Genomic DNA, 23,546 nt, shown 5'->3' on the forward strand with positions numbered 1-23,546 from the left:
CATCGGTTACAGCACAGCGACCTGCCGCAAACGCCAGCCGCCAGTTAAACTGCGCCTTTGCGACCCTATATGTCGCATTGCCGTAAACCCGGGAAAATCCGGGGTTTGCGCTATAAGAAGTTGTCGCTTGGCGGCAAGGCCGGGCTGAAAACTGTCCTTACAATCCTCACCAAGCTCGCCAGTTTCAGGCGAGTGTTTTCTCTTCAGGAGACTCCGATGTCCGTTGAGCACGCTGCGGTACAACGCGCCGATTTCGATCAGGTAATGGTTCCCAACTATGCGCCTGCCGCATTCATTCCTGTGCGTGGCGCTGGCTCCCGCGTTTGGGACCAGTCCGGTCGCGAGCTGATCGACTTCGCCGGCGGGATTGCCGTTAACGTATTGGGCCACGCACATCCGGCGCTGGTGGGTGCCTTGACCGAGCAGGCGAACAAGCTGTGGCACGTGTCCAACGTGTTCACCAATGAGCCGGCCCTGCGCCTGGCGCACAAGCTGGTCGACGCCACCTTTGCCGACCGCGCCTTCTTCTGCAACTCCGGCGCCGAAGCCAACGAGGCCGCCTTCAAGCTGGCCCGTCGTGTCGGTTTCGACCGTTTCGGCAGCGAGAAGTACGAGATCATCGCCGCGCTCAACAGCTTCCACGGCCGTACCCTGTTCACCGTGAACGTCGGTGGCCAGTCGAAGTACTCCGACGGCTTCGGTCCGAAAATCACCGGCATCACCCACGTGCCGTACAACGATCTGGCCGCACTGAAAGCCGCCATTTCCGACAAGACTTGCGCCGTGGTGCTGGAACCGATCCAGGGCGAAAGCGGTGTGATCCCGGCTGAGCTGGAATACCTGCAAGGTGCCCGCGAGCTCTGCACCGCGCACAACGCGCTGCTGATCTTCGACGAAGTGCAAACCGGCATGGGCCGTACCGGCCACCTGTTCGCCTACCAGCATTACGGCGTGACTCCGGACATCCTGACCAGTGCCAAGAGCCTGGGCGGTGGTTTCCCGATCGCGGCGATGCTGACCACCGAAGACCTGGCCAAGCACCTGGTCGTCGGCACCCACGGCACCACTTACGGCGGCAACCCGCTGGCGTGTGCTGTCGCGGAAGCCGTGATCGACGTGATCAACACCCCTGAGGTGCTGGCCGGCGTCAACGCCAAGCACGACAAGTTCAAGGCGCGCCTTGAGCAGATCGGCGAGAAGTACGGCCTGTTCACCAAGGTTCGTGGCATGGGCCTGTTGATCGGTTGTGTGTTGAGCGATGCCTGGAAAGGCAAGGCCAAGGACATCTTCAACGCCGCTGAGCAAGAAGGCCTGATGGTCCTGCAAGCCGGCCCGGACGTGGTGCGTTTCGCCCCGAGCCTGGTGGTGGAAGACGCCGATATCGATGCCGGTCTGGACCGCTTCGAACGTGCCGCAGCAAAACTGACGCAAGCTTGATAGTCCCTTCGACGCCCGAGTTTTTCGGGTGTCGAACCCAATTTTGTATGCCGGATCCGCTCTGACTCACCACACCTGTAGGAGCCGGCTTGCTGGCGATGAGGCCCGAAAGCCTTGCGGCGATCAACCTGCCGCCATCGCCAGCAAGCCGGCTCCTACAAGGGGTGTTTCAGGGTGAACCCGGTGTTTTTTCCTATAAGAGTTTTACGAGAAAGGAGTGACACCATGCTGGTGATGCGCCCCGCGCAAATGGCTGATCTGGGCGAGGTACAGCGTCTGGCTGCGGACAGTCCGATTGGTGTCACTTCCTTGCCGGATGACGTTGAGCGCCTGAGCGACAAGATCGCGGCAAGCGAAGCCTCGTTCGCCGCCGAAGTGAGCTTCAACGGTGAGGAAAGTTACTTTTTCGTCCTCGAGGACAGTACCACCGGCAAGCTGGTCGGTTGCTCGGCCATCGTGGCGTCGGCCGGTTACTCCGAACCGTTCTACAGCTTTCGCAACGAAACCTTCGTGCACGCTTCGCGCGAGCTGAAGATTCACAACAAGATCCACGTGCTCTCGCAGTGCCACGACCTGACCGGCAACAGCTTGCTGACCAGTTTCTACGTGCAGCGCGACCTGGTGGGTTCGCCGTGGTCGGAACTCAATTCCCGTGGCCGTTTGCTGTTCGTGGCCAGCCATCCGGAGCGTTTTGCCGATTCCGTGGTGACCGAGATCGTCGGTTACAGCGATGAAAACGGCGACTCGCCATTCTGGGATGCCATCGGTCGCAACTTCTTCGACCTCAACTACGCCGAAGCAGAGCGTCTGTGCGGCCTGAAGAGCCGGACGTTTCTCGCCGAACTGATGCCGCATTACCCGATCTACGTGCCCCTGCTGCCGGACTCCGCGCAAGAAGCGATGGGCCAGGTGCACCCGCGGGCGCAGATCACCTTCGACATCCTGATGCGCGAAGGCTTCGAGACCGATCACTACATCGACATCTTCGACGGCGGCCCGACCCTGCATGCCCGCGTCTCGGGGATCCGTTCGATCGCCCAGAGCCGTGTGGTGCCGGTGAAGATCGGCGAGCCGGTCAAAGGTGTCGGTCGCCAGTATCTGGTGGCCAATGCCCAGTTGCAGGATTACCGCGCAGTGATGCTCGAGCTCGATTACGCACCGGGTAAACCAGTGACCCTGGACCTGGAAGCGGCCGAAGCCCTGGGCGTCGGCGAGGGTGCCAGCGTGCGCCTGGTGGCGGTTTAACGTCGCAATTGATGCCTAGAAAGCAGCGAAGTTTCACGGGTGGCGCAAGCGGCCCGTTTGAGGAGATAGCATGATCGTTCGTCCCGTACGCAGCAGCGATTTACCCGCTCTGATCGACCTGGCCCGCAGCACCGGCACCGGCCTGACTACCTTGCCGGCCAACGAAGAGCGTCTGGCCCATCGGGTCGGCTGGGCCGAGAAGACCTTTCGCGGCGAAGCCGGGCGGGGCGATGCGGACTACCTGTTCGTGCTCGAAGATGACGACGCTCGCGTGGTGGGCATTTCCGCCATTGCCGGCGCCGTCGGCCTGCGTGAGCCCTGGTACAACTTCCGGGTCGGCCTGACGGTCAGCGCTTCGCAAGAGCTGAACATCTATCGCGAAATCCCGACGCTGTTCCTGGCCAACGACCTGACCGGCAACTCCGAGCTGTGCTCGCTGTTCCTGCATGCCGATTATCGCAGTGGCCTCAATGGCCGCATGCTGTCCAAGGCGCGGATGCTGTTCATCGCCGAATTCCCGCAGTTGTTCGGTAACAAGATCATTGCCGAAATGCGCGGCGTTTCCGACGAAGCCGGGCGCTCGCCGTTCTGGGAAAGCCTGGGCCGGCACTTCTTCAAGATGGAGTTCAGCCAGGCCGACTACCTGACCGGTGTGGGCAACAAGGCGTTCATCGCCGAACTGATGCCGAAATTCCCGCTGTACACCTGCTTCCTGTCGCCGGATGCGCGCAACGTCATCGGCCAGGTGCACCCGGACACCGAGCCGGCACTGGCCATGCTCAAGAGCGAAGGGTTCAGCTACCAGGGCTACGTCGACATTTTCGACGCAGGTCCTGCGATCGAGTGCGAAACCGGCAAGATCCGCGCCGTGCGTGACAGCCAGGCACTGGTGCTGGCCGTCGGCACTCCGGGTGACGACGCCACGCCATTCATCATCCACAACCGCAAGCGCGAAGACTGCCGCATCACTGCTGCGCCAGCACGTCTGGCCGCCGGCACCCTGGTGGTCGATCCGCAGACCGCCAAACGTCTTCAACTCAACGCTGGCGATCAAGTGCGCGCCGTGGCGTTGTCCGCAGCTCGGGAGTCGAAATAATGAAGTCGCTTTACATCGCAGGTGAATGGCTGGCCGGGCAGGGCGAAGTCTTCGAGTCGCTGAACCCGGTGACCCAGCAAGTGCTGTGGTCCGGCGCTGGCGCCACCACCGCTCAGGTCGAGTCGGCCGTACAAGCGGCACGTCAGGCGTTCCCGGACTGGGCGCGGCGTACCCTGGAAGAGCGTATCTCGGTGCTGGAAGCCTTTGCCGCCGCGTTGAAGAATCATGCGGACGAACTGGCTCATACCATCGGCGAAGAAACCGGCAAACCCCTGTGGGAAGCGGCGACCGAAGTCACCAGCATGGTCAACAAGATCGCCATCTCGGTGCAGAGCTACCGCGAACGTACCGGCGAGAAGAGCGGCCCGCTGGGCGATGCCACCGCCGTATTGCGTCACAAACCCCATGGCGTGGTTGCTGTGTTCGGTCCTTACAATTTCCCGGGTCACCTGCCGAACGGCCACATCGTACCGGCCCTGCTGGCGGGTAACAGCGTGCTGTTCAAACCGAGCGAGCTGACGCCGAAAGTCGCCGAACTGACGGTCAAGTGCTGGATCGAAGCCGGTCTGCCAGCGGGCGTGTTGAACCTGCTGCAAGGCGCTCGCGAAACCGGCATCGCCCTGGCGGCGAACCCGGGTATCGACGGGCTGTTCTTCACCGGTTCCAGCCGCACTGGCAATCATCTGCACCAGCAGTTCGCCGGTCGTCCGGACAAGATCCTCGCGCTGGAGATGGGCGGTAACAACCCGCTGGTGGTCGATCAGGTCGCCGATCTCGATGCCGCGGTGTACACCATCATTCAGTCGGCCTTCATCTCCGCCGGCCAGCGCTGCACCTGTGCCCGCCGCTTGCTGGTGCCGCAGGGTGCCTGGGGCGATTCGTTGCTGGCGCGCCTGGTGGCGGTCACCGCGACTATCGAAGTCGGTGCTTTCGATCAACAACCGGCGCCGTTCATGGGCTCGGTGGTTTCCCTTGGCGCTGCGAAAGCGTTGATGGATGCGCAAGAACAACTGCTGGCCAACGGCGCCGTGGCGCTGCTGGAAATGACTCAGCCTCAGGCTCAATCGGCCTTGCTGACCCCGGGCATCCTGGACGTGAGCGCCGTTGCCGATCGTCCAGACGAAGAGCTGTTCGGCCCGTTGCTGCAAGTGATCCGCTACGCTGATTTTGCAGCGGCGATCACTGAAGCCAACGCCACCGCCTACGGTCTGGCCGCTGGTCTGCTATCGGATTCCGAAGCGCGTTACCAGCAATTCTGGCTGGAAAGCCGGGCCGGCATCGTCAACTGGAACAAGCAGCTGACCGGTGCGGCAAGCAGCGCGCCATTCGGCGGCGTCGGCGCCTCGGGCAACCACCGCGCCAGCGCTTACTACGCGGCGGATTACTGCGCGTACCCGGTGGCTTCGCTGGAAACGCCGAGCCTGGTGATGCCTGCGGCCCTGACGCCTGGCGTGAAGATGGCGTAACGCCCATTCGCGGGCAAGCCCGCTCCCACAAGGACAGCGTCGAACACAAAATTTGTGAACACTGCTGAACCTGTAGGAGCTGGCTTGCCAGCGATCGGTCGCGAAGCGGCCGCCAATCCTTTGTTACTGATGCCTATAAAAAACAGATTCGTGGAGCCTCGCTGATGAAATCCTATGAAGTCAATTTTGACGGTCTAGTGGGGCCGACCCATAACTACGGCGGCCTGTCCTACGGCAACGTCGCGTCCCAGAGCAACAGCCAGCAGTCTTCCAACCCCAAGGAAGCTGCGCTGCAAGGCCTGGCGAAGATGAAAGCGCTGATGGAAATGGGTTTCCAGCAAGGCGTGCTGGCACCGCAAGAGCGCCCGGATGTGGCCGCACTGCGTCGCCTGGGCTTTGGCGGTACCGACGCGCAAGTGATCGAGCGCGCTGCCAAAGACGCGATGCCGCTGCTGGTGGCCAGTTGCTCGGCCTCGAGCATGTGGGTGGCCAACGCCGCTACCGTCAGCCCGAGCGCTGACACGGCTGACGGTCGCGTGCATTTCACCGCCGCCAACCTCAACTGCAAATATCACCGCAGCATCGAACACCCGACTACCAGCCGCGTGCTGGGGGCGATGTTCGCTGACCAGCAACACTTCGCCCACCACGCCGCCTTGCCGGCCGTGGCGCAGTTCGGTGACGAAGGCGCGGCCAACCACACGCGTTTCTGCCGTGAGTATGGCGAAGCCGGCGTCGAGTTCTTCGTGTTCGGCCGCAGCGCGTTCGACACCCGCTACCCGGCACCACAGAAGTACCCTGCGCGTCAGACCCTTGAAGCGTCCCAGGCCGTTGCCCGTTTGCACGGCTTGAGCGATGACGGCGTGGTCTACGCCCAGCAGAACCCGTCGGTGATCGATCAGGGCGTGTTCCACAACGACGTGATCGCCGTCGGTAACGGCGAAGTGCTGTTCTATCACGAGGACGCGTTCCTCGAGACCGAAAAGATGCTGGCCGAGTTGCAGGGCAAACTCGCCAAAGCCGGTGGGAAATTTCAGTCGGTCTGCGTACCGCGTTCCGCGGTAAGCGTGGAAGACGCCGTTCGTTCCTACCTGTTCAATAGCCAACTGCTGTCGCGTCCTGACGGCTCCATGCTGTTGATCGTGCCGGAAGAATGCCGTGGCAACGAGCGTGTCTGGCAATACCTGCAGGGTTTGACCAGCTCCGGCGGGCTGATCCGCGAAGTGAAAGTCTTCGATCTCAAGCAGAGCATGCAGAACGGCGGTGGCCCGGCTTGCCTGCGGTTGCGCGTCGCACTCAACGAAACCGAACTGGCGGCCGTCAACCCAGGGGTTATCATGACGGCACCGTTGTACGGCACTCTGACCGAATGGGTCGAGAAGCACTACCGCGACCGCATGACCGAAAACGATCTGGCGGACCCGCAATTGCTGCTTGAGTGCCGGACGGCACTGGATGAACTGACGCAAATCCTTAAACTGGGCGCGGTTTATCCATTCCAGATCAATTGATCGACGGCGCGCTGCCTTGCATGGCAGCGCGTCGCTTCATCTCAAACGAGAGCGTAAAGACATGAGCGATACCCTACAGCTGATCCTTGAAGACACCGACGGCACGCAACTGGAGACTTCCTGCACCCGTGTCGCGGTCATGTGGCAAGGCAAAGAGCTGTGGATCCAGCAGGACGGCCGTGGTCAGTTGCTGATCGGCGTGGACGTCGAAGAAGGCGATGCCGAATACGCCAACCTGCTGCTGCGCCCATTGGCGACTAATCTGGTAAGTCTGCAACTGGAGATGGAACCTGCCGACCTCACCGACGAGGAACACGTTCACGGCCCGGATTGCAACCACGATCACTAAGGAAACCGCTCTATGCTCGCCCTCGGCAAACTGCTTGAACTGACCCTCGCCGGCCGCGAACCGGCGGAGAAGACTCAACTGACTGTCGAAGGCGTGCGCATGCGCTGGTTGAGCGAAGGTGCGCTGGAAGTCCGGCCACCTGAAGCGCGTGACAATGGCCTGGACCTGCTGCTGTCGGCGGGGATCCATGGCAATGAAACAGCGCCGATCGAATTGCTCGATCGCCTGTTGCACGACATCGCCCGCGGCGACTTGAAGCCGCGCGCACGTATTCTGTTCCTGTTTGGCAATCCTGAAGCGATTCGCAAGGGCGAGCGTTTTATCGAGCAGGACGTCAATCGGCTGTTCAATGGCCGTCACGAACAAAGCAGCGGTTGCGAAGCCCTGCGCGCCTGTGAACTGGAGCGTCTGGCCGCCAGCTTCTTCAGCCTGCCGGACCGTCAGCGGTTGCACTACGACCTGCACACGGCAATTCGTGGCTCGAAAATCGAGCAGTTCGCCTTGTATCCGTGGAAAGAAGGCCGCCAGCATTCGCGTCAGGAACTGGCGCGTCTGCGCGCCGCCGGCATGGAAGCGGTGTTGCTGCAGAACAAGCCGTCCATCGTGTTCAGCTCCTACACCTACGACAAGCTCGGTGCCGAGGCCTTTACGCTGGAATTGGGCAAGGCGCGGCCGTTCGGGCAGAACGCCGGGGTCAATGTCTCGCTGCTGGAGGCGCGCCTCAAGCAGATCATCGAAGGCACTGAACCGGAACTGACGGAAGATGCACTGGACGGGTTGCAGCTGTACAGCGTGGCACGGGAAATCATCAAGCACAGCGACAGTTTCCGCCTGAACCTGCCGGCGGACATCGAGAATTTTTCCGAGCTGGAAGTGGGTTACCTGCTGGCGGAAGACATCGCCAATACCCGCTGGATCATCGAGGAGGAGGGCGCCCGGATCATCTTCCCGAATCCCAAGGTGAAGAACGGCTTGCGTGCCGGCATTCTGGTCGTACCGACCACCGACGAAAACCTGGCCTGACACCAGCATAGAACCAATGTGGGAGCGGGCTTGCTCGCGAAGACGGTGGCACATCCAGCATTGATGTGACTGTTACACCGCTTTCGCGAGCAAGCCCGCTCCCACATTTGGTTTTGAGTGAGGCCATAGACCTCACTTAGTGTTTAGACGGCCACCGCGCGTGGCTCAGTGCGGCGCAACGTACGAATCTTGTGCAGCGTATCGGCACAGGTCTTTGCCGCTTCCTGGCCTTTGTGCACGAAGTGATCGAAGAAGAACTTGTGATGCAGTTCTTCGCCGGCATGGAAGTGGTGCGGGGTCAGGGACACCGAGAACACCGGCACTTCAGTTTCCAGCTGTACCTGCATCAGGCCGCTGACCACCGACTGGGCGACGAACTCATGACGGTAGATCCCGCCATCCACCACCAGGGCGGCCGCGACGATGCCGGCATAACGACCGGTCTTGGCCAGCAGTTTGGCGTGCAGGGGCATTTCAAAGGCGCCGCCGACTTCGAAGAAATCGATGTCGGACTCCTGATAACCCTGGGCAATCATTTCGGCGACAAAGCCTTTACGGCTCTGATCGACAATGTCCTTGTGCCAGCAGGCCTGGATGAACGCAACGCGCTCGCCGTGATGGTTTTTGCTTTTGCTGTCGATTGCGGTGGGTTGCATGTTCTGACTCCTGTTTGTGTAAAAAACAGGGCGTTATGAATCGAAGGGGATCTGAGGGTGCGCACGCTCACACGAATGCTGGCGGACGGCCCTTTGGTGCCAATCCCGTTCTCTCTTCATCCGGACTATGACCGTCGGCCCCGGGATCACACCGGGTCTGCTGACCTTGCCGTCAGGCACCGCCGAAGCCGTGCTGTCACCAAGCGCTCGCGGGCTATGCGCATTGCGCGCAATTACCGCCGGTGGGGAGTTGCACCCCGCCCTGAGAACGTTTTTGCCGCCGGAATGTTTGGCGGCGCAGCGTTTTTATCACATATTTGCGGTGTGCGCATGGCCCCTTTTGGATGATTGTCATCGAGTATTTCGCTGTATTAGCGGGCATTATCCTGGTCCAAGGGTTGAATATTCACCGTCATGCCCGCAGTAATTCCTTCCTGAAAGGGATTTCCCCTGCTTACCGAGGCCAGATTCATGAGCGTTATCGATCTTCGCAGCGACACCGTCACCCAACCATCCGCCGGCATGCTCGACGCGATGGCCAAAGCAGCCACTGGCGACGACGTGTATGGCGAAGACCCGACGGTCAATCACCTGGAAGCCGAACTGGCCAAGCGCCTGGGTTTTGCCGCGGCGCTGTTCGTGCCGACCGGGACCATGAGCAATCTGCTGGGGTTGATGGCCCATTGCGAGCGCGGTGACGAGTACATCGTCGGCCAGCAGGCCCACACGTATAAATACGAAGGCGGTGGCGCGGCGGTGCTCGGTTCGATCCAGCCGCAGCCGCTGGAAGTGCAGGCTGACGGTTCGCTGGACCTGGCCCACGTCGCCGCAGCGATCAAACCGGACGACTTCCATTTCGCCCGCACCCGACTGCTGGCGCTGGAGAACACCATGCAGGGCAAGGTCCTGCCGCTGGAATACCTGGCCCGGGCGCGCAGTTTTACCCGCGAACAGGGTTTGCAGTTGCACCTGGACGGCGCACGTTTGTACAACGCGGCGGTGAAGCTGGGTGTCGATGCCCGGGAAATCACCCAGTATTTCGATTCGGTCTCGGTGTGCCTGTCCAAAGGCCTGGGCGCACCGGTCGGTTCGGTGCTGTGCGGCTCGGTCGAGTTGATCGGCAAGGCTCGACGCCTGCGCAAGATGGTCGGTGGCGGCATGCGTCAGGCCGGTATCCTCGCGGCGGCGGGCCTGTATGCGCTGGATAACAACGTCCAGCGCCTGGCCGATGACCATGCCAATGCGCAGTTGCTGGCCGAAGGCCTGCGTGCGGCTGGTTTCGAGGTCGAGCCGGTGCAGACCAATATGGTATATGTGCAGATGGGCGACCAGGCCGAGGCGCTCAAGGCGTTTGCCGCCGAGCGCGGGATCAGGCTCAGTGCCGCCGCTCGTCTGCGCATGGTCACGCACATGGACGTCAGCCGTGCGCAAATCGGGCAAGTCGTCGCGACATTCGTCGACTTTTCGCGCAAGTGATAGCGTTAGCGCTCCAATTGACCGTTTCTATCGTATAAACACGCTGTACCCCGCGCGCAGGGCCGATATAATGCGGCCCTTTGCCGTCGCTTCGTCTGTTGACGTTTCGAACAGGCCTTTGGCCGCAGCCTCCGTGGAAGAACCTAATGAAAAGCGCAGAAATCCGTGAAGCCTTCCTTCGCTTCTTCGAAGAGCAAGGCCACACCCGTGTAGCCTCCAGCTCTTTGATTCCGGGCAACGACCCAACCCTGCTGTTCACTAACGCGGGGATGAACCAGTTCAAGGACTGCTTCCTGGGCCAGGAAAAGCGCGCGTACACCCGCGCCACCAGCAGCCAGAAATGCGTACGTGCCGGCGGCAAGAACAGTGACCTGGAAAACGTCGGTTATACCGCTCGTCACCACACCTTCTTCGAAATGCTCGGTAACTTCAGCTTCGGTGACTATTTCAAGCACGACGCAATTACCTTCGCCTGGACCTTCCTGACCGGTGTCCTGAAACTGCCGAAGGAAAAACTCTGGGTCACCGTCTACGCCTCGGACGATGAAGCGTATGACATCTGGACCAAAGAAATCGGCGTGCCGGTCGAGCGCATGATCCGCATCGGCGACAACAAGGGCGCGCCATACGCTTCCGACAACTTCTGGACCATGGGCGATACTGGCCCGTGCGGCCCATGCACCGAGATTTTCTACGATCACGGCGACCACATCTGGGGTGGCCCGCCGGGTTCGCCTGAAGAAGACGGCGACCGCTACATCGAGATCTGGAACAACGTCTTCATGCAGTTCAACCGCACCGCCGATGGCGTGTTGCATCCGTTGCCAGCGCCGTCGGTCGACACCGGCATGGGCCTGGAGCGGATCAGTGCGGTGATGCAGCACGTCAATTCCAACTACGAAATCGACCTGTTCAAGAACCTGCTGAGCGCGTCGGCCGAGGCGATCGGCTGTGAAAATGGCGATCAGTCTTCGCTGAAAGTTGTTTCCGACCATATCCGTTCGTGCGGTTTCCTGATTGCCGACGGTGTCCTGCCGTCCAATGAAGGCCGTGGCTACGTGCTGCGCCGGATCATTCGTCGTGCTTGCCGTCACGGTAACAAGCTGGGCGCCACCGGCAGCTTCTTCTACAAGATCGTTGCCGCGCTGGTCGCCGAGATGGGCGAAGCCTTCCCGGAACTGAAGAAGCAGCAGAGCAACATCGAGCGCGTACTCAAGGCCGAAGAAGAGCAGTTCTCCAAGACTTTGGAGCACGGCCTGAAGATTCTCGAACAGGACCTGGCTGAACTCAAAGGCACCGTGGTGCCGGGCGACGTGGTGTTCAAACTGTATGACACCTATGGTTTCCCGATGGACCTGACCGCCGACATCGCCCGTGAGCGCGAGCTGACCATCGACGAAGTCGGCTTCGAGCGTGAGATGGAAGCCCAGCGTGTTCGTGCGCGTTCGGCCAGCTCGTTCGGTCTGGACTACAACACCTTGGTAAAGGTTGATGTGGCCACCGAATTCACCGGCTACACCGATACCAGTGGCTCGGCAAAAATCGTTGCCCTGTACAAGAACGGCCAGTCGGTCGACGTATTGAGCGAAGGCGACGAGGGCGTGATCGTTCTCGACAAGACGCCGTTCTACGCCGAATCCGGTGGCCAGGTCGGTGACTGCGGTTACCTGCAGGCTGGCGCTTCGCGTTTCGACGTGCGTGACACCACCAAGACCGGCGGCGCGTTCCTGCACCACGGCGTGCTGGCCTCCGGCAGCCTGATCATTGGCGCACCGGTGGAGACCCACGTCGAGGCCGACGTGCGTCACGCCACTTCGCTGAACCACTCGGCCACCCACTTGCTGCACGCAGCATTGCGTAAAGTGCTGGGCGATCACGTTCAACAGAAAGGCTCGTTGGTCGACAGCCAGCGCCTGCGCTTCGACTTCAGCCACTTCGAAGCGATCAAGCCTGAGCAGATCAAAGCGCTGGAAGACATCGTCAACGCCGAGATTCGCAAGAACTCCGCTGTTGAAACCGAAGAAACCGACATCGAAACCGCCAAGCAAAAAGGCGCCATGGCGCTGTTCGGCGAGAAGTACGGCGACAACGTGCGCGTACTGAGCATGGGCGGCGATTTCTCCGTCGAGCTGTGCGGCGGTATCCACGCCAACCGTACCGGCGACATCGGCCTGCTGAAAATCATCAGTGAAGGCGGTGTGGCTTCGGGTGTGCGTCGTATTGAGGCAGTCACCGGTGCGCAAGCGCTGGCCTACTTGAACGCGGCGGAAGAACAACTCAAGGAAGCGGCCAACCTGGTCAAGGGCAGCCGCGACAACCTGATCGACAAGCTGTCGGCTGTGCTGGAGCGCAACCGTCTGCTGGAGAAGCAACTCGAGCAGTTGCAAGCCAAGGCTGCCAGTGCCGCGGGCGACGATCTGTCGGCCCAGGCGCTGGACGTCAAGGGCGTGAAAGTGCTGGCCGTGCGTCTGGACGGTCAGGATGGCAAGGCGCTGCTGGCGCTGGTCGATCAACTGAAAAACAAACTCGGCCGCGCAGTGATCCTGCTCGGCAGTGTCCATGAGGAAAAGGTCGTTCTGGTTGCAGGCGTAACCAAAGACCTGACTGGCCAACTCAAAGCCGGTGATTTGATGAAGCAAGCCGCTGCGGCAGTGGGCGGGAAGGGTGGTGGTCGTCCAGACATGGCGCAAGGCGGCGGTACCGACGCTGGCGCACTGGATGCGGCACTGGCCCTGACCGTTCCGTTTGTAGAGCAGGGTCTATAAGGCAGTACTTGCGGCTCGTAGTCTAGTGGCGGGCCGCAACGCTGTTTGAGTGATTATTTGGGCGCCCTTCATGGGCAGAGGCGGCTTTGAAATGGCTTTGATCGTACAGAAATTTGGAGGCACCTCGGTCGGCACTGTCGAGAGAATCGAGCAGGTCGCCGACAAGGTTAAGAAATTCCGCGATGCCGGCGATGACCTGGTGGTTGTGCTGTCTGCAATGAGCGGCGAAACCAACCGTCTGATCGATCTGGCCAAGCAAATCAGTGGTGACGGCCAACCGGTTCCGCGCGAGCTGGACGTGATCGTTTCCACCGGTGAGCAGGTGACGATTGCCCTGTTGGCCATGGCGCTGATCAAGCGTGGCGTGCCAGCGGTGTCGTACACCGGCAACCAGGTGCGGATTCTGACGGATAGCGCGCACAATAAAGCGCGTATCTTGCAGATTGATGACCAGAAGATTCGTGGTGATCTGAAGGCAGGTCGTGTGGTGGTTGTCGCCGGTTTCCAGGGCGTCGACGAGCACGGCAACATCACCACCCTCGGTCGTGGCGGTTCCGACACCACCGGCGTGGCGCTGGCGGCAGCCCTGAAGGCTGACGAATGCCAGATCTACACCGACGTCGACGGCGTCTACACCACCGACCCGCGTGTGGTGTCCGTGGCCCAGCGCCTGGACAAGATCACCTTTGAAGAGATGCTGGAAATGGCCAGCCTCGGTTCCAAGGTGTTGCAGATCCGCGCGGTCGAGTTCGCCGGCAAGTACAACGTTCCGCTGCGCGTACTGCACAGCTTCAAGGAGGGTCCGGGCACCCTCATTACTATTGATGAAGAGGAAACCATGGAACAGCCGATCATTTCCGGTATCGCTTTCAACCGCGATGAAGCCAAGCTGACCATCCGTGGCGTGCCAGACATCCCGGGCGTTGCCTTCAAGATTCTCGGCCCGATCAGTGCCGCGAACATCGAAGTCGACATGATCGTGCAAAACGTCGCGCACGATAACACCACCGACTTCACCTTCACCGTGCACCGCAACGACTACCAGGCGGCGCAAGCCGTGCTGGAAAAGACCGCTGGTGAGCTGGGTGCCCGTGAGGTCGTGGGCGACACCAAGATCGCCAAGGTGTCGATCGTTGGCGTTGGCATGCGCTCTCACGCAGGCGTGGCCAGCCGCATGTTCGAATCCCTGGCCAAGGAAAGCATTAACATCCAGATGATCTCGACCTCGGAAATCAAAGTCTCCGTAGTGATCGAAGAGAAGTACCTGGAACTGGCTGTGCGCGCCCTGCATACGGCTTTCGAACTGGATGCACCGGCCCGCCAGGGCGAGTGATGCGTTTGCCAAAGGGCGCGGTCTGACCGCGCCCTTTGTTTTTTGAAAGGCGCGACCCGTTGGCTGTTCTTTTGCTCGCGCTAGTCAATACTCAGGCATGTAGGACTTCGACCGTTTTGGTTGTAGGTCGAGTGCCTTTTTTTTGCAGACTGTTGTCCCTGAAATGAAATGCGTGAGGAGAAAGGTATGCTGATTCTGACTCGTCGGTGCGCAGAAAGCCTGATTATCGGTGATGGCGAAATCACCGTGACCGTGCTCGGCGTCAAAGGAAATCAAGTGCGCATCGGTGTTAATGCCCCCAAAGAGGTGGCTGTTCACCGGGAAGAAATTTACCTGCGTATCAAGAAAGAGAAGGACGAAGAACCAAGCCATTAATTTTTATCGTTTTTTATGTTTGCAAACGGGGAAGAAGCTGGTTAATATACGCCCCGTGTTGCGGAGAGCTGGCCGAGTGGCCGAAGGCGCTCCCCTGCTAAGGGAGTACACCTCAAAAGGGTGTCGGGGGTTCGAATCCCCCGTTCTCCGCCATTATTTGCGTAGTACGTTGTAATCTGGCTTCTTCGGTAAGTTGTTGAAATTACTAGAAAAAGTGTTTGACATAGAGATTAGACGGCCTATAATGCGCGGCAACAAATGCACTCGTAGCTCAGCTGGATAGAGTACTCGGCTACGAACCGAGCGGTCACAGGTTCGAATCCTGTCGAGTGCACCATTTAAGAGTTAGTTACAGCGATGTAAGTAACTTGGCTTCAACCAGTTGTGATCTGGTATAAAAACACAAATTGCACTCGTAGCTCAGCTGGATAGAGTACTCGGCTACGAACCGAGCGGTCACAGGTTCGAATCCTGTCGAGTGCACCATACAAACAAAAAGCCCGCATTTAATGCGGGCTTTTTGCCGTCTGGGATTTGGCTTTTCCTTTCGTGCATCCCCTCTCGTCGAACTCCACCTGAGCGCTGCGGCCTCGCAGGGTGTCGTAACGGTAGCTCGTGGCTGAATTGCGAATACTGATCTTGTCCGGCTTGCCGAGCGCGCTTTCGACGTCTTGCTGGCTCATGCCGGCGATTACTCGTCGATTGATGATCGCCTCTCGGCGCTGCCTGGCACTGATCAGGTTTCCACACTTGTCCTGCACCTGACCGACCACGGTCGGCTCTTTCCTTTGGATTTTCATTCCTGATGTTTCGCGGGGTTCGGCTGGCGGCATAAGCGCCCTCGTGCTGCCTGGCGTAAAGGCGCGGGCGTCCTGAAGTGAAACATTCTCTCCCGCGGCACAACCCAGTGTGGTGAAGGTAGTGCGCCCATTGGCCGCCTCGCAGCGCTGAACAGTGGTAGCGAGCGCCGGGGGCAGGGGGTTGAGCAGGGTGAAAAGCAAAAAGAATCGTGCAACTGATGGCATCAGGCGTCCTCCATGACGTTCCTTATCAAGGGTAGCGGCTACAATTTTCGAAAAGGAGGTGTGTTTTCTTTTCTGGATGCGTCGTCGCATTTTCACGGATCAGGACGATGCTCAAGTTTGTTGTGCAAGCGCTTGTTTCAGCCGCGATTTTTTAACGTTTAAAACCGTCAGGCGGTGTATCATTACGCCCGTCAGCCCCGCCGGGGCTTGTGGAATACCTCCATGGACTTACCCAGTAGTTACTCAGTACCCCGTTTTACCAATCATGAATTGACTGATTGATCCTTCCGGCGTGCCCCGCTGCTGGGAGTGGAGTTCGCCTATGTCTGAAATCGAAGTAAAGAAAACGCAGGAAAGCTTGCAGGATCGCCTGGCTCAGGTGGTTGAATTGCTGCAGCGCCAGCGAGTAGTAGAAGACCTGACTCACCGCCAGGAAGGCCCGCATCATGACCGGGTCGAGAACCTGGTCCACCGGCAGAATCTCGTCGAGTTGCAACGCAAGCTCGATGACCTGCACTCCGCCGACGTTGCCTACATCCTTGAAGCCTTGCCGCTGGATGATCGTCTGACGCTCTGGCAACTGGTCAAGGCCGATCGCGACGGCGACATCCTCCTTGAAGTATCCGATTCGGTTCGTGAGTCGCTGATCGCCGACATGGACGATCACGAGCTCCTGGCAGCCGCCAAGGACATGGATGCCGACGAACTCGCTGACCTGGCCTCCGAGCTGCCGCGAGACGTCGTTCATGAGCTCATGGAGACCCTCGACCAGCAACAACGCGAGCGCGTGCGTTCGGCTCTGTCCTATGACGAGGAGCAGGTCGGTGCGCTGATGGACTTCGAGATGGTGACCATCCGCGAGGATGTCAGCCTTGAAGTGGTCTTGCGTTATCTGCGCCGTCTCAAGGAGTTGCCGGGCCACACCGACAAGCTGTTCGTGGTCGATTACGACGGCGTCCTCAAGGGTGTGTTGCCGATCAAGCGCTTGCTGGTCAACGACCCGGACAAACAGGTGTCCGAGGTGATGGCCAGCGATCCGGTGAGCTTTCATCCGGACGAAGACGCCTACGATGCCGCCCAGGCGTTCGAGCGTTACGACTTGATCTCCGCGCCCGTGGTCGACAAGAACGGCAAGCTGATCGGCCGTCTGACCATCGATGAAATGGTCGACCTGATCCGTGAAGAGAGCGAAAGCGAAGTTCTCAACATGGCGGGTCTGCGTGAAGAAGAAGACATTTTTGCCTCGGTCTGGAAATCCCTGCGTAACCGTTGGGCCTGGCTGGCGATCAACCTGATTACCGCGTTCGTAGCCTCCCGGGTCATCGGTCTGTTTGAGGGTTCGATCGAGAAGCTCGTGGCGCTGGCGGCGTTGATGCCGATCGTGGCGGGCATTGGTGGCAACTCGGGCAACCAGACCATCACCATGATTGTTCGCGCCATGGCGCTGGACCAGGTGAGCACCGGCAACACCTCGCGCCTGATGCGCAAGGAGTTGGCGGTCGCGCTGATCAACGGCGTGATCTGGGGCGGGGTGATTGGTGTGGTTGCCTACCTGCTTTATGGCAGTTGGTCATTGGGCGTGGTGATGACCGCCGCGATGACGCTCAACCTGCTACTGGCGGCGTTGATGGGGGTCTTGATCCCGATGACCCTGGCGAAGATGGGGCGCGATCCGGCAATGGGTGCGAGTGTGATGATTACCGCCATGACCGACAGCGGCGGCTTTTTCATCTTCCTCGGGCTTGCGACAATCTTCCTGCTCTGAAGTCCTGCTCATTGAAAACCCGCCAATTGGCGGGTTTTTTGTGCCCGGATTTCGGGCAACCCCGGGAAGCACCGATAACGCAATCCCCGTAGGAGCCGGCTTGCCGGCGATGGACCCAGGTGCGCCGCGTTTATCCAGGTCACACGCGTTATCGTTAACGACCATCGCTGGCAAGCCAGCTCCTACAAGTGACTGCGTTTGAGCGCTGGGGAACTGTAGGAGCCGGCTTGCCGGCGATGGACCCAGGTGCGCCGCGTTTATCCAGGTCACACGCGTTATCGTTGGCGACCATCGCTGGCTAGCCAGCTCCTGCAGGAGGCTGCGTCCAGTAAAAGCCCAAAAAAAAGCCAGCGATCAGGCTGGCTTGAGCTTTCAGGCTGAATCAGGACGCGTCGGCGGCCATTTCAGCATCATGAGCGATCAGCGAAACAAGGGCGTTCTGCTGTCGATGGGAGAGTTGGCGGAAGCGTTGCAGCAGCTCGCGCTCATGCAAGGAAAGCTCCGGGCTGTCCAGGCGCATGCTCAACTCTTCTCCCAGTGCGCCTTCCTGAATAAGACTCTGCTCAAGGCGCGCAATGATTTCGGAGTTCATGCTGCGATGATGATTGCGAGCCACCTCGGCAATGCGTTCACGCATTCCGTCTGGCAGACGTACGACGAACTTGTCAGCCGTACGGCTGGAATAAATTGCCTGTTTCAATGGGCGCATATATTTAACCGGTTAGTTCAGGGGAGCGGTTTTCGGGATTGGCCGCAGGATGTCTGGTAGGACAAGCGCTCTGACCAAATGTTCAACCTGAATTGATAGAGGCGCGCATCATGCCTCAAACCAGCCAGATCCTTGGCGTCAATTCTGTGACAAATATTGAACTGGATAAAGGCGTTCTGCCAGCACCAATTATCAGAAATGCGGACTGGTTTGAAAAGTTCGACCGGGCCGTATCGCTTAGCGCTTTCTCCGCCCGACGAAAGGTGTCCGGCAGGCAGAAAACAGCGCACTCGATCACTGTTCCTTACCTCTACAGAATAGTGGCAAATGGCCGATTTACTAGGGGGAGTCGTATAGAGGGGCTGAATTGGGGATGGATGGCAGGCCCTCGCACCGGGTCTGCCAAGCCAGGATTAACGCAGCACCGGATCAAACTTGATCTTGCGCCCGGCAATCAATGCGAGCACGAACAGAGCAGTGAATACACCACAGGCGATCAGGGGGAGGGTGACGACCATGTCCTGGGTCAATGACAGATGAAAAATGCCACTCGACAAGGCGAGGATGAAGAAACTCGCGGCTGATTTGGACATGCTGTGCTCCTGGTGGGGGTCATTCAAAAAACCAAACGTTCGGCAGGTGGAGTCGGCAGTGGGATGTTTTCCTGGCTGACCTCCTGGCTGACAAAGCCGTGCTGGTCGCTCATCACGGCCAACTGCGGCGCTTTTTGCAGTTGAAGGTAATGTGGCATCCGCTGGGCAACCTGCGTAGCACCACTCTCGGGGATAAAATGAAAACCCAACAAAACCGTCAGGGCGATTGCATTCGAGAGTAAAAGGGCACTGTTCATGAGGCGGGCCTCCGTTGTTCTGTGGAGAACAGCAGAAGCAGCTCGCATGCCAGAGTCTATCGGCAATTAAATTCTTTAAAAACAATGAATTAACATATTTACGCGAAAGCTCGATCTTGCATTTTGCAATGATGGCTTTTTGAGGTGATGCAATTTGCACGGTAAACAAGTCCGCGCCCGGCCGAGGCGTCTGCCTACACTTAAAAAGCCTACGGACGACATGACAAAAGCAGGCCCGGCCGTTAACATGCACGCCGTCCATCGCGTCGCGTTTCTTCGCGGCCGACTTGTGTCTCAGTAGCTCAATTGGATAGAGCATCCCCCTCCTAAGGGGAAGGTTGGCAGTTCGAACCTGCCCTGGGACACCATCATTCATCAGCACTTTGCTGTCCGGAAAAGCCCCGTCGGAAATTTGCATCCGGCGGGGCTTTTTTGTGCGCGATATCTCGTTTTCAGTAACGCCTCTACTTATTCAGGGTAAGCGTTGGGGAAGGTTCTCAAGGTAACGCCATTGTTGGCCGATAACCCGGACAGTCAGGGGCCACTTGGTCTGTTGCGGTTGGCTTGGGCGGGCTCATCTCTATGAGAAGGTGTTTGATAGCCTAGTGCCACCAGTTATCATCTGCGCGCCAAAACAGGGGCTGCGAAGCTGAGTCCGTCCGTGTATTTGCCTTTGGGTTCTTCTTCTAACAATTGCCTGGAAATCTTCGATGCTGTCGTATCACCAAAAGCGTTTTTTGATCGTCGATGATTTCTCGGACTTCCGCAGTTCGGTCAGGTCGATGCTGCGCGAACTGGGCGTCAAGGAAGTGGACACTGCCGATACCGGCGAACAGGCGCTGAAAATGTGTTCGCAGAAGGCCTACGATTTCATCCTGCAGGACTTTCATCTGGGCGACGGCAAGAAGAACGGCCAGCAGGTGCTCGAAGACCTGATGGAAGAAAAGCTGATCAGCCATGAAGCGGTGTTCGTCATGGTCACCGCCGAAACCAGCCAGGCCATGGTGCTCAGTGCGCTGGAGCATGAGCCCGATGCCTACCTGACCAAGCCGTTCAACCGTTCCAGCCTGGCCCAGCGCCTGGAGCGCCTGGAGCAGCGCAAGACCCTGCTCAAGCCGATCCTGCAGGCCCTCGACCGGGGCAAACCGATGGAGGTGCTCAACGCCTGCATCGCCCTGTGCAAGCAAGACATCCGCTATTCGCCCCTGTGCCTGCGCTATCGTGCCGATGCCCTGCGCGACCTCAATCAGAACGAAGCGTTGGAGCGGCTGTACGACGGCATCATTGCCGACCGTCCTTTGCCATGGGCGTTTGCCGGGTTGGGCAAGTTGCTGTTCAAACGCGGCCAGGTCGGGCAGGCCAAAGGCATTTACGAGAAAGCCCTGAAAGTCTTCCCGATGATGCCGTCGCTGTATGACGGCATGGCTGACGTGCTGGTCGCCGAAGGCGACACCAAGGGTGCGCAGCGCGTTCTGGAAGAGGCGATTCGCTTGTCGCCGCTGGCGGTGCGCCGGCAAGCGATGCTCGGCAAGCTGGCGATGACCAACGAGGACTTTGACACCGCCTCCAAAGCCTATCGTCAGGCTGTAGCCCAAGGCGCGCAGTCGCGTTTCAAGGATCCTGAAAGCAACCTCGGCCTGGCTCATGCCTTGATCAGCAAGGGCAGCGACAGGGGGCTGGACACCCGCACCCGACTGGAAATCAATACCACGCTGAGCGCAGTGGCCAAGGACAACCCTGGCGACCCTGGCCTGCAAATTCGTGCGCGCTTGATGAAGGCCACCAGCATGCTGATCAATGATGCGGAAACGGCTGACAAGCTCACCGAGCAGGCGCTGTTGCGCCTCGATGGCATGGAGCAATTCATGAGCGCCGAAGCGGCGTTGCTGGTGGCCAAGCAGCTGAAAATGCTCGGGCAGACCGAAGCCGGCACCGCGATGCTGAAAAACTGCGTGGAAATCTACGGCGACGATCCGGCGGTCATGAAGGACATCGCCAAGCAGACCGACGACCCGAACATCCTCAATTCCGGCAACGCCGCCGCGGAACTCAACCGTCAAGGTGTGCGCGTGTACAAGACCGGCAATCTGGTGGAGGCCCGGCAGGTGTTCCGCAAAGCCCTGGCGATGCAACCGAAGAACATCAGTATTGCCCTGAACCTGGCGCAGTCGTTGTTGCACGGCACCGATACCAGCGCTCCTTCGGCCGAGCTGGAAGAATGCCGGACCTGCCTGAAAATGGTCGGCCTGATGCCCGACTCCGACGCGCGCTATCCGCGTTATCAGAAGCTTAAAAGCAAGGCGTTTGGCCAATGAATGACAATGAGCAGGCACTGGATTTCTCCACGGTAATCGCTTCTACCGTGCACGACATGAAGAACTCGCTGGCCATGCTGATGCAGGCCCACAGCCAGTGGCTGGCGCGGTTGCCGGCGTCGGCGCAACAGACGCCGGAGCAGGGCGTGATCGACTTCGAGTTCGCCCACCTCAACGGCATGCTGGTGCAGTTGCTGGGGCTGTATAAGCTTGGCGTCAACCGGTTGCCGTTGCAGCCGGCCTACCATGAACTGGACGACTTCATCGAAGCGCAACTGGCTTGCCATCAGGAAGTGTTCGCCAGCCGCGGCATCATGGCTACCTTTGAAGTGGACCCGTTGAGCCCGCTGGGTTTCTTCGACCGTGAGTTGATCGCGTCGGTATTGGCCAACTGCATCAACAACGCGATCCGCTTTGCACGGCATGCCGTTCTGATCAGCGTCAGCGACGAAGCCGGGCAGTTGGTGTTGACCATCAATGACGATGGCCAGGGGTATCCGGCGCAGATGATCGAGCGTCAGGCCGATTACGTGCAGGGCATCAATCAAACCACCGGCAGCACCGGGTTGGGCCTGTACTTTGCCGGGCGTATTGCCGCGTTGCATCAACGCAACGGCGTCGGCGGGCGTACCGAAATCAGCAATGGCGGACCGTTGGGTGGTGGTGTGTTCCGCCTGTACCTGCCCTGACAGGTAGCATATTTATCGACGCTGCTTGAAATTCCGAACACGCGGAGCCTATTTTGTACGGTCGCCGTTCGCGGCCCGCACAATAACAAGGATAGCGTCATGACGACCGTTGGCCTGAGTTCACTCGCGCAGCGATTGACGGGCATTGATGAAGTTGAATGTGTCACGCCGGATTTGAATGGCGTTCCACGGGGCAAGGTGATGACCAGCGAGGGTTTTCTCGACGGTCGACGTTTGCAGCTGGCGCGGGGTGTGCTGCTGCAATGCATCATGGGCGGATACCCGCCAGCGCGGTTTTACGGCAGCGATGATGGTGATCTGGCGCTGATCCCGGACCCTGCACAAATCCATCGCCTGCCCTGGAGCAACCCACCACGGGCCTTCGCCATTTGCGACGCGGATGAACTGGGCACGACCACCAGCTCCAATCTGTCGACCCGTGGCCAGCTCAAGGCGGTCATCGCCCGTTACGCCGCTCGCGGCCTGGCGCCAGTGGTGGCAACCGAGCTCGAGTTTTTTATCTTCGCCCCCAATACCGATCCGACTCAGGCGTTCCAGCCGCCGCTGGGGCTGGACGGTCGTCGCGAGGACGGTCAGTCGGCGTTCAGCGTCAGCTCCAACAATGGGCTGCGCCCCTTCTTCAATGAGGTCTACGCGTGCATGGCGGCCCTGGGCTTGCCTCGCGATACCTTCATGCACGAGATGGGCGTGAGCCAGTTCGAGATCAATCTGCTGCACGGCGATCCATTGCTGCTGGCTGACCAGACGTTCCTGTTCAAGCACTTGCTCAAGGAAGTTGCCCTCAAGCACGGCCTGAGCGTGGTGTGCATGGCCAAGCCGCTGGCGCATACGCCGGGCAGTTCGATGCATATTCACCAGAGCGTCGTCGAAATTGATTCGGGGCGTAACGTATTCAGTGATGAGGCGGGGCAGGAGACGGCCATCTTCCGCCACTTCATTGCCGGTCAGCAGGCCTGCATGGCCGACTTCACTGCGTTGTTTGCGCCGAACGTGAACTCCTACCAGCGCTTGTGCCACCCATACGCCTCACCGAATAATGCCTGCTGGTCCCACGACAACCGTGCGGCTGGCCTGCGTATTCCGGCCAGCCTGCCGGTGGCCCGTCGGGTCGAGAACCGCTTGCCGGGGGCCGATGCCAATCCGTATCTGGCGATTGCCGCCAGCCTGGCGGCGGGTTTGCATGGCATCGAGAACGCGTTGGAACCGAGCGCGCCGATCCAGGGTGAGTTCCAGGTGCCGGACAATCTTTCGTTGCCGTGTACCTTGCATGCGGCACTGGAGCGTCTGAAACGTAGCCAGTTGGCCAAGGAACTGTTCGGTACGGAATTCATCGAAGGCTACATCGCCTCGAAGACCCTGGAACTGACCAGCTTCTACGATGAAATTACTCCCTGGGAACGGCGTGTTTTAGCCGCCCAGGCCTGACGATCCGTCGACATC

Annotated in this window: 20 protein-coding genes, 4 tRNA genes and 1 riboswitch; of the genes, 19 read left to right on the top strand and 5 right to left on the bottom strand. The window is 59.5% G+C overall.

Annotated features, from left to right (window positions below; genetic code table 11):
- Positions 1-216 precede the first annotated feature (216 nt).
- The 7 genes from KGA88_RS22165 (at position 217) to astE (ending at position 8,127) form a co-directional block, all read left to right on the top strand.
- Positions 217-1,437 (top strand): aspartate aminotransferase family protein, encoded by a 1,221-nt coding sequence (locus tag KGA88_RS22165; RefSeq protein ID WP_110658823.1) that lies wholly within the window; start codon positions 217-219, stop codon positions 1,435-1,437.
- A 225-nt stretch (positions 1,438-1,662) separates the two neighbouring features.
- Entirely contained in the window at positions 1,663-2,682 is a 1,020-nt protein-coding gene (gene aruF / locus KGA88_RS22170) for an arginine/ornithine succinyltransferase subunit alpha (RefSeq protein WP_110658821.1), read from the top strand.
- Positions 2,683-2,752: 70 nt separating this feature from the next.
- Positions 2,753-3,778, top strand: coding sequence for an arginine N-succinyltransferase (astA, locus tag KGA88_RS22175; protein ID WP_110658819.1), 1,026 nt, complete (start codon positions 2,753-2,755; stop codon positions 3,776-3,778).
- Positions 3,775-5,244: a succinylglutamate-semialdehyde dehydrogenase gene (gene astD / locus KGA88_RS22180; protein ID WP_223594307.1), complete on the top strand. Its 1,470-nt coding sequence runs from the start codon at positions 3,775-3,777 to the stop codon at positions 5,242-5,244. Before astA ends, astD begins: the two co-directional genes overlap by 4 nt.
- Before the next feature lie 164 nt (positions 5,245-5,408).
- Complete coding sequence (gene astB / locus KGA88_RS22185) at positions 5,409-6,755, top strand: N-succinylarginine dihydrolase (protein ID WP_110662226.1); 1,347 nt, start codon at positions 5,409-5,411, stop codon at positions 6,753-6,755.
- 61 nt (positions 6,756-6,816) lie between these two features.
- Positions 6,817-7,104, top strand: a complete 288-nt coding sequence (locus KGA88_RS22190; protein ID WP_108215213.1) for a topoisomerase II — start codon at positions 6,817-6,819, stop codon at positions 7,102-7,104.
- 12 nt (positions 7,105-7,116) lie between these two features.
- Positions 7,117-8,127: a succinylglutamate desuccinylase gene (gene astE, locus KGA88_RS22195; RefSeq protein ID WP_110662227.1), complete on the top strand. Its 1,011-nt coding sequence runs from the start codon at positions 7,117-7,119 to the stop codon at positions 8,125-8,127.
- Between the two features lie 143 nt (positions 8,128-8,270).
- Here the strand turns inward: astE and KGA88_RS22200 are convergent, their stop codons facing one another.
- The gene (locus tag KGA88_RS22200; RefSeq protein ID WP_110660495.1) at positions 8,271-8,783 is read right to left on the bottom strand and encodes a 6,7-dimethyl-8-ribityllumazine synthase; all 513 of its coding nucleotides are present in this window, start codon (positions 8,781-8,783) and stop codon (positions 8,271-8,273) included.
- A gap of 103 nt (positions 8,784-8,886) precedes the next feature.
- Positions 8,887-9,057, bottom strand: a riboswitch (FMN riboswitch).
- A gap of 197 nt (positions 9,058-9,254) precedes the next feature.
- Between KGA88_RS22200 and ltaE the strand changes: the two genes are divergently transcribed.
- From ltaE to KGA88_RS22235, 7 genes are all read left to right on the top strand, one after another.
- On the top strand, positions 9,255-10,259 hold the full coding sequence (gene ltaE, locus KGA88_RS22205) for a low-specificity L-threonine aldolase (protein ID WP_223594298.1): 1,005 nt from the start codon (positions 9,255-9,257) through the stop codon (positions 10,257-10,259).
- Positions 10,260-10,405: 146 nt separating this feature from the next.
- Positions 10,406-13,024 carry an alanine--tRNA ligase gene (gene alaS, locus KGA88_RS22210; protein WP_223594300.1) on the top strand — a complete coding sequence of 873 codons (2,619 nt, stop codon included), beginning with the start codon at positions 10,406-10,408 and terminating at the stop codon, positions 13,022-13,024.
- Between the two features lie 91 nt (positions 13,025-13,115).
- The gene (locus KGA88_RS22215; RefSeq protein ID WP_007971040.1) at positions 13,116-14,357 is read left to right on the top strand and encodes an aspartate kinase; all 1,242 of its coding nucleotides are present in this window, start codon (positions 13,116-13,118) and stop codon (positions 14,355-14,357) included.
- Between the two features lie 186 nt (positions 14,358-14,543).
- The gene (gene csrA / locus KGA88_RS22220) at positions 14,544-14,732 is read left to right on the top strand and encodes a carbon storage regulator CsrA (protein WP_002554426.1); all 189 of its coding nucleotides are present in this window, start codon (positions 14,544-14,546) and stop codon (positions 14,730-14,732) included.
- A gap of 62 nt (positions 14,733-14,794) precedes the next feature.
- Positions 14,795-14,885 (top strand) — tRNA-Ser (locus tag KGA88_RS22225).
- Between the two features lie 107 nt (positions 14,886-14,992).
- Positions 14,993-15,069: transfer RNA gene (locus KGA88_RS22230), tRNA-Arg, on the top strand.
- Positions 15,070-15,141: 72 nt separating this feature from the next.
- Positions 15,142-15,218, top strand: a tRNA-Arg gene (locus KGA88_RS22235).
- Between the two features lie 20 nt (positions 15,219-15,238).
- Here KGA88_RS22235 and KGA88_RS22240 read toward each other — a convergent pair.
- On the bottom strand, positions 15,239-15,757 hold the full coding sequence (locus KGA88_RS22240; RefSeq protein WP_110660498.1) for a cell envelope protein SmpA: 519 nt from the start codon (positions 15,755-15,757) through the stop codon (positions 15,239-15,241).
- 322 nt (positions 15,758-16,079) lie between these two features.
- Between KGA88_RS22240 and mgtE the strand changes: the two genes are divergently transcribed.
- The gene (gene mgtE, locus KGA88_RS22245) at positions 16,080-17,522 is read left to right on the top strand and encodes a magnesium transporter (RefSeq protein ID WP_110660499.1); all 1,443 of its coding nucleotides are present in this window, start codon (positions 16,080-16,082) and stop codon (positions 17,520-17,522) included.
- A 382-nt stretch (positions 17,523-17,904) separates the two neighbouring features.
- On the opposite strand, the gene KGA88_RS22250 is transcribed toward mgtE, so the two are convergent.
- From KGA88_RS22250 to KGA88_RS22260, 3 genes are all read right to left on the bottom strand, one after another.
- Positions 17,905-18,231, bottom strand: a complete 327-nt coding sequence (locus KGA88_RS22250) for an Arc family DNA-binding protein (protein ID WP_003178899.1) — start codon at positions 18,229-18,231, stop codon at positions 17,905-17,907.
- Between the two features lie 413 nt (positions 18,232-18,644).
- A complete protein-coding gene (locus KGA88_RS22255) occupies positions 18,645-18,824 on the bottom strand; it encodes a PA3371 family protein (protein ID WP_110662656.1) in 180 nt (59 codons plus the stop codon).
- A gap of 23 nt (positions 18,825-18,847) precedes the next feature.
- Positions 18,848-19,081 (bottom strand): hypothetical protein, encoded by a 234-nt coding sequence (locus KGA88_RS22260; protein ID WP_110662655.1) that lies wholly within the window; start codon positions 19,079-19,081, stop codon positions 18,848-18,850.
- 291 nt (positions 19,082-19,372) lie between these two features.
- Here KGA88_RS22260 and KGA88_RS22265 point away from each other — a divergent pair.
- From KGA88_RS22265 to KGA88_RS22280, 4 genes are all read left to right on the top strand, one after another.
- A tRNA-Arg gene (locus KGA88_RS22265) sits at positions 19,373-19,449 on the top strand.
- Between the two features lie 342 nt (positions 19,450-19,791).
- Positions 19,792-21,396, top strand: a complete 1,605-nt coding sequence (locus KGA88_RS22270; protein WP_223594303.1) for a tetratricopeptide repeat-containing response regulator — start codon at positions 19,792-19,794, stop codon at positions 21,394-21,396.
- Complete coding sequence (locus KGA88_RS22275) at positions 21,393-22,085, top strand: sensor histidine kinase (protein WP_223594305.1); 693 nt, start codon at positions 21,393-21,395, stop codon at positions 22,083-22,085. Before KGA88_RS22270 ends, KGA88_RS22275 begins: the two co-directional genes overlap by 4 nt.
- A 201-nt stretch (positions 22,086-22,286) precedes the next feature.
- The gene (locus tag KGA88_RS22280; protein WP_181432002.1) at positions 22,287-23,531 is read left to right on the top strand and encodes a glutamine synthetase family protein; all 1,245 of its coding nucleotides are present in this window, start codon (positions 22,287-22,289) and stop codon (positions 23,529-23,531) included.
- Positions 23,532-23,546 lie beyond the last annotated feature (15 nt).

Source organism: Pseudomonas sp. A-R-19 (assembly GCF_019956575.1).
Lineage (GTDB): Bacteria > Pseudomonadota > Gammaproteobacteria > Pseudomonadales > Pseudomonadaceae > Aquipseudomonas.

What these genes read in the sequence shown, in the direction of transcription:
- KGA88_RS22165 (WP_110658823.1), top strand. Translation starts at nt 217, where the DNA reads ATGTCCGTTGAGCACGCTGCGGTACAACGCGCCGATTTCGATCAGGTA.
- aruF (WP_110658821.1), top strand. Translation starts at nt 1,663, where the DNA reads ATGCTGGTGATGCGCCCCGCGCAAATGGCTGATCTGGGCGAGGTACAG.
- astA (WP_110658819.1), top strand. Translation starts at nt 2,753, where the DNA reads ATGATCGTTCGTCCCGTACGCAGCAGCGATTTACCCGCTCTGATCGAC.
- astB (WP_110662226.1), top strand. Translation starts at nt 5,409, where the DNA reads ATGAAATCCTATGAAGTCAATTTTGACGGTCTAGTGGGGCCGACCCAT.
- KGA88_RS22190 (WP_108215213.1), top strand. Translation starts at nt 6,817, where the DNA reads ATGAGCGATACCCTACAGCTGATCCTTGAAGACACCGACGGCACGCAA.
- astE (WP_110662227.1), top strand. Translation starts at nt 7,117, where the DNA reads ATGCTCGCCCTCGGCAAACTGCTTGAACTGACCCTCGCCGGCCGCGAA.
- KGA88_RS22200 (WP_110660495.1), bottom strand. Translation starts at nt 8,783, where the DNA reads ATGCAACCCACCGCAATCGACAGCAAAAGCAAAAACCATCACGGCGAG.
- ltaE (WP_223594298.1), top strand. Translation starts at nt 9,255, where the DNA reads ATGAGCGTTATCGATCTTCGCAGCGACACCGTCACCCAACCATCCGCC.
- alaS (WP_223594300.1), top strand. Translation starts at nt 10,406, where the DNA reads ATGAAAAGCGCAGAAATCCGTGAAGCCTTCCTTCGCTTCTTCGAAGAG.
- KGA88_RS22215 (WP_007971040.1), top strand. Translation starts at nt 13,116, where the DNA reads ATGGCTTTGATCGTACAGAAATTTGGAGGCACCTCGGTCGGCACTGTC.
- csrA (WP_002554426.1), top strand. Translation starts at nt 14,544, where the DNA reads ATGCTGATTCTGACTCGTCGGTGCGCAGAAAGCCTGATTATCGGTGAT.
- KGA88_RS22240 (WP_110660498.1), bottom strand. Translation starts at nt 15,757, where the DNA reads ATGCCATCAGTTGCACGATTCTTTTTGCTTTTCACCCTGCTCAACCCC.
- mgtE (WP_110660499.1), top strand. Translation starts at nt 16,080, where the DNA reads ATGTCTGAAATCGAAGTAAAGAAAACGCAGGAAAGCTTGCAGGATCGC.
- KGA88_RS22250 (WP_003178899.1), bottom strand. Translation starts at nt 18,231, where the DNA reads ATGCGCCCATTGAAACAGGCAATTTATTCCAGCCGTACGGCTGACAAG.
- KGA88_RS22255 (WP_110662656.1), bottom strand. Translation starts at nt 18,824, where the DNA reads ATGTCCAAATCAGCCGCGAGTTTCTTCATCCTCGCCTTGTCGAGTGGC.
- KGA88_RS22260 (WP_110662655.1), bottom strand. Translation starts at nt 19,081, where the DNA reads ATGAACAGTGCCCTTTTACTCTCGAATGCAATCGCCCTGACGGTTTTG.
- KGA88_RS22270 (WP_223594303.1), top strand. Translation starts at nt 19,792, where the DNA reads ATGCTGTCGTATCACCAAAAGCGTTTTTTGATCGTCGATGATTTCTCG.
- KGA88_RS22275 (WP_223594305.1), top strand. Translation starts at nt 21,393, where the DNA reads ATGAATGACAATGAGCAGGCACTGGATTTCTCCACGGTAATCGCTTCT.
- KGA88_RS22280 (WP_181432002.1), top strand. Translation starts at nt 22,287, where the DNA reads ATGACCAGCGAGGGTTTTCTCGACGGTCGACGTTTGCAGCTGGCGCGG.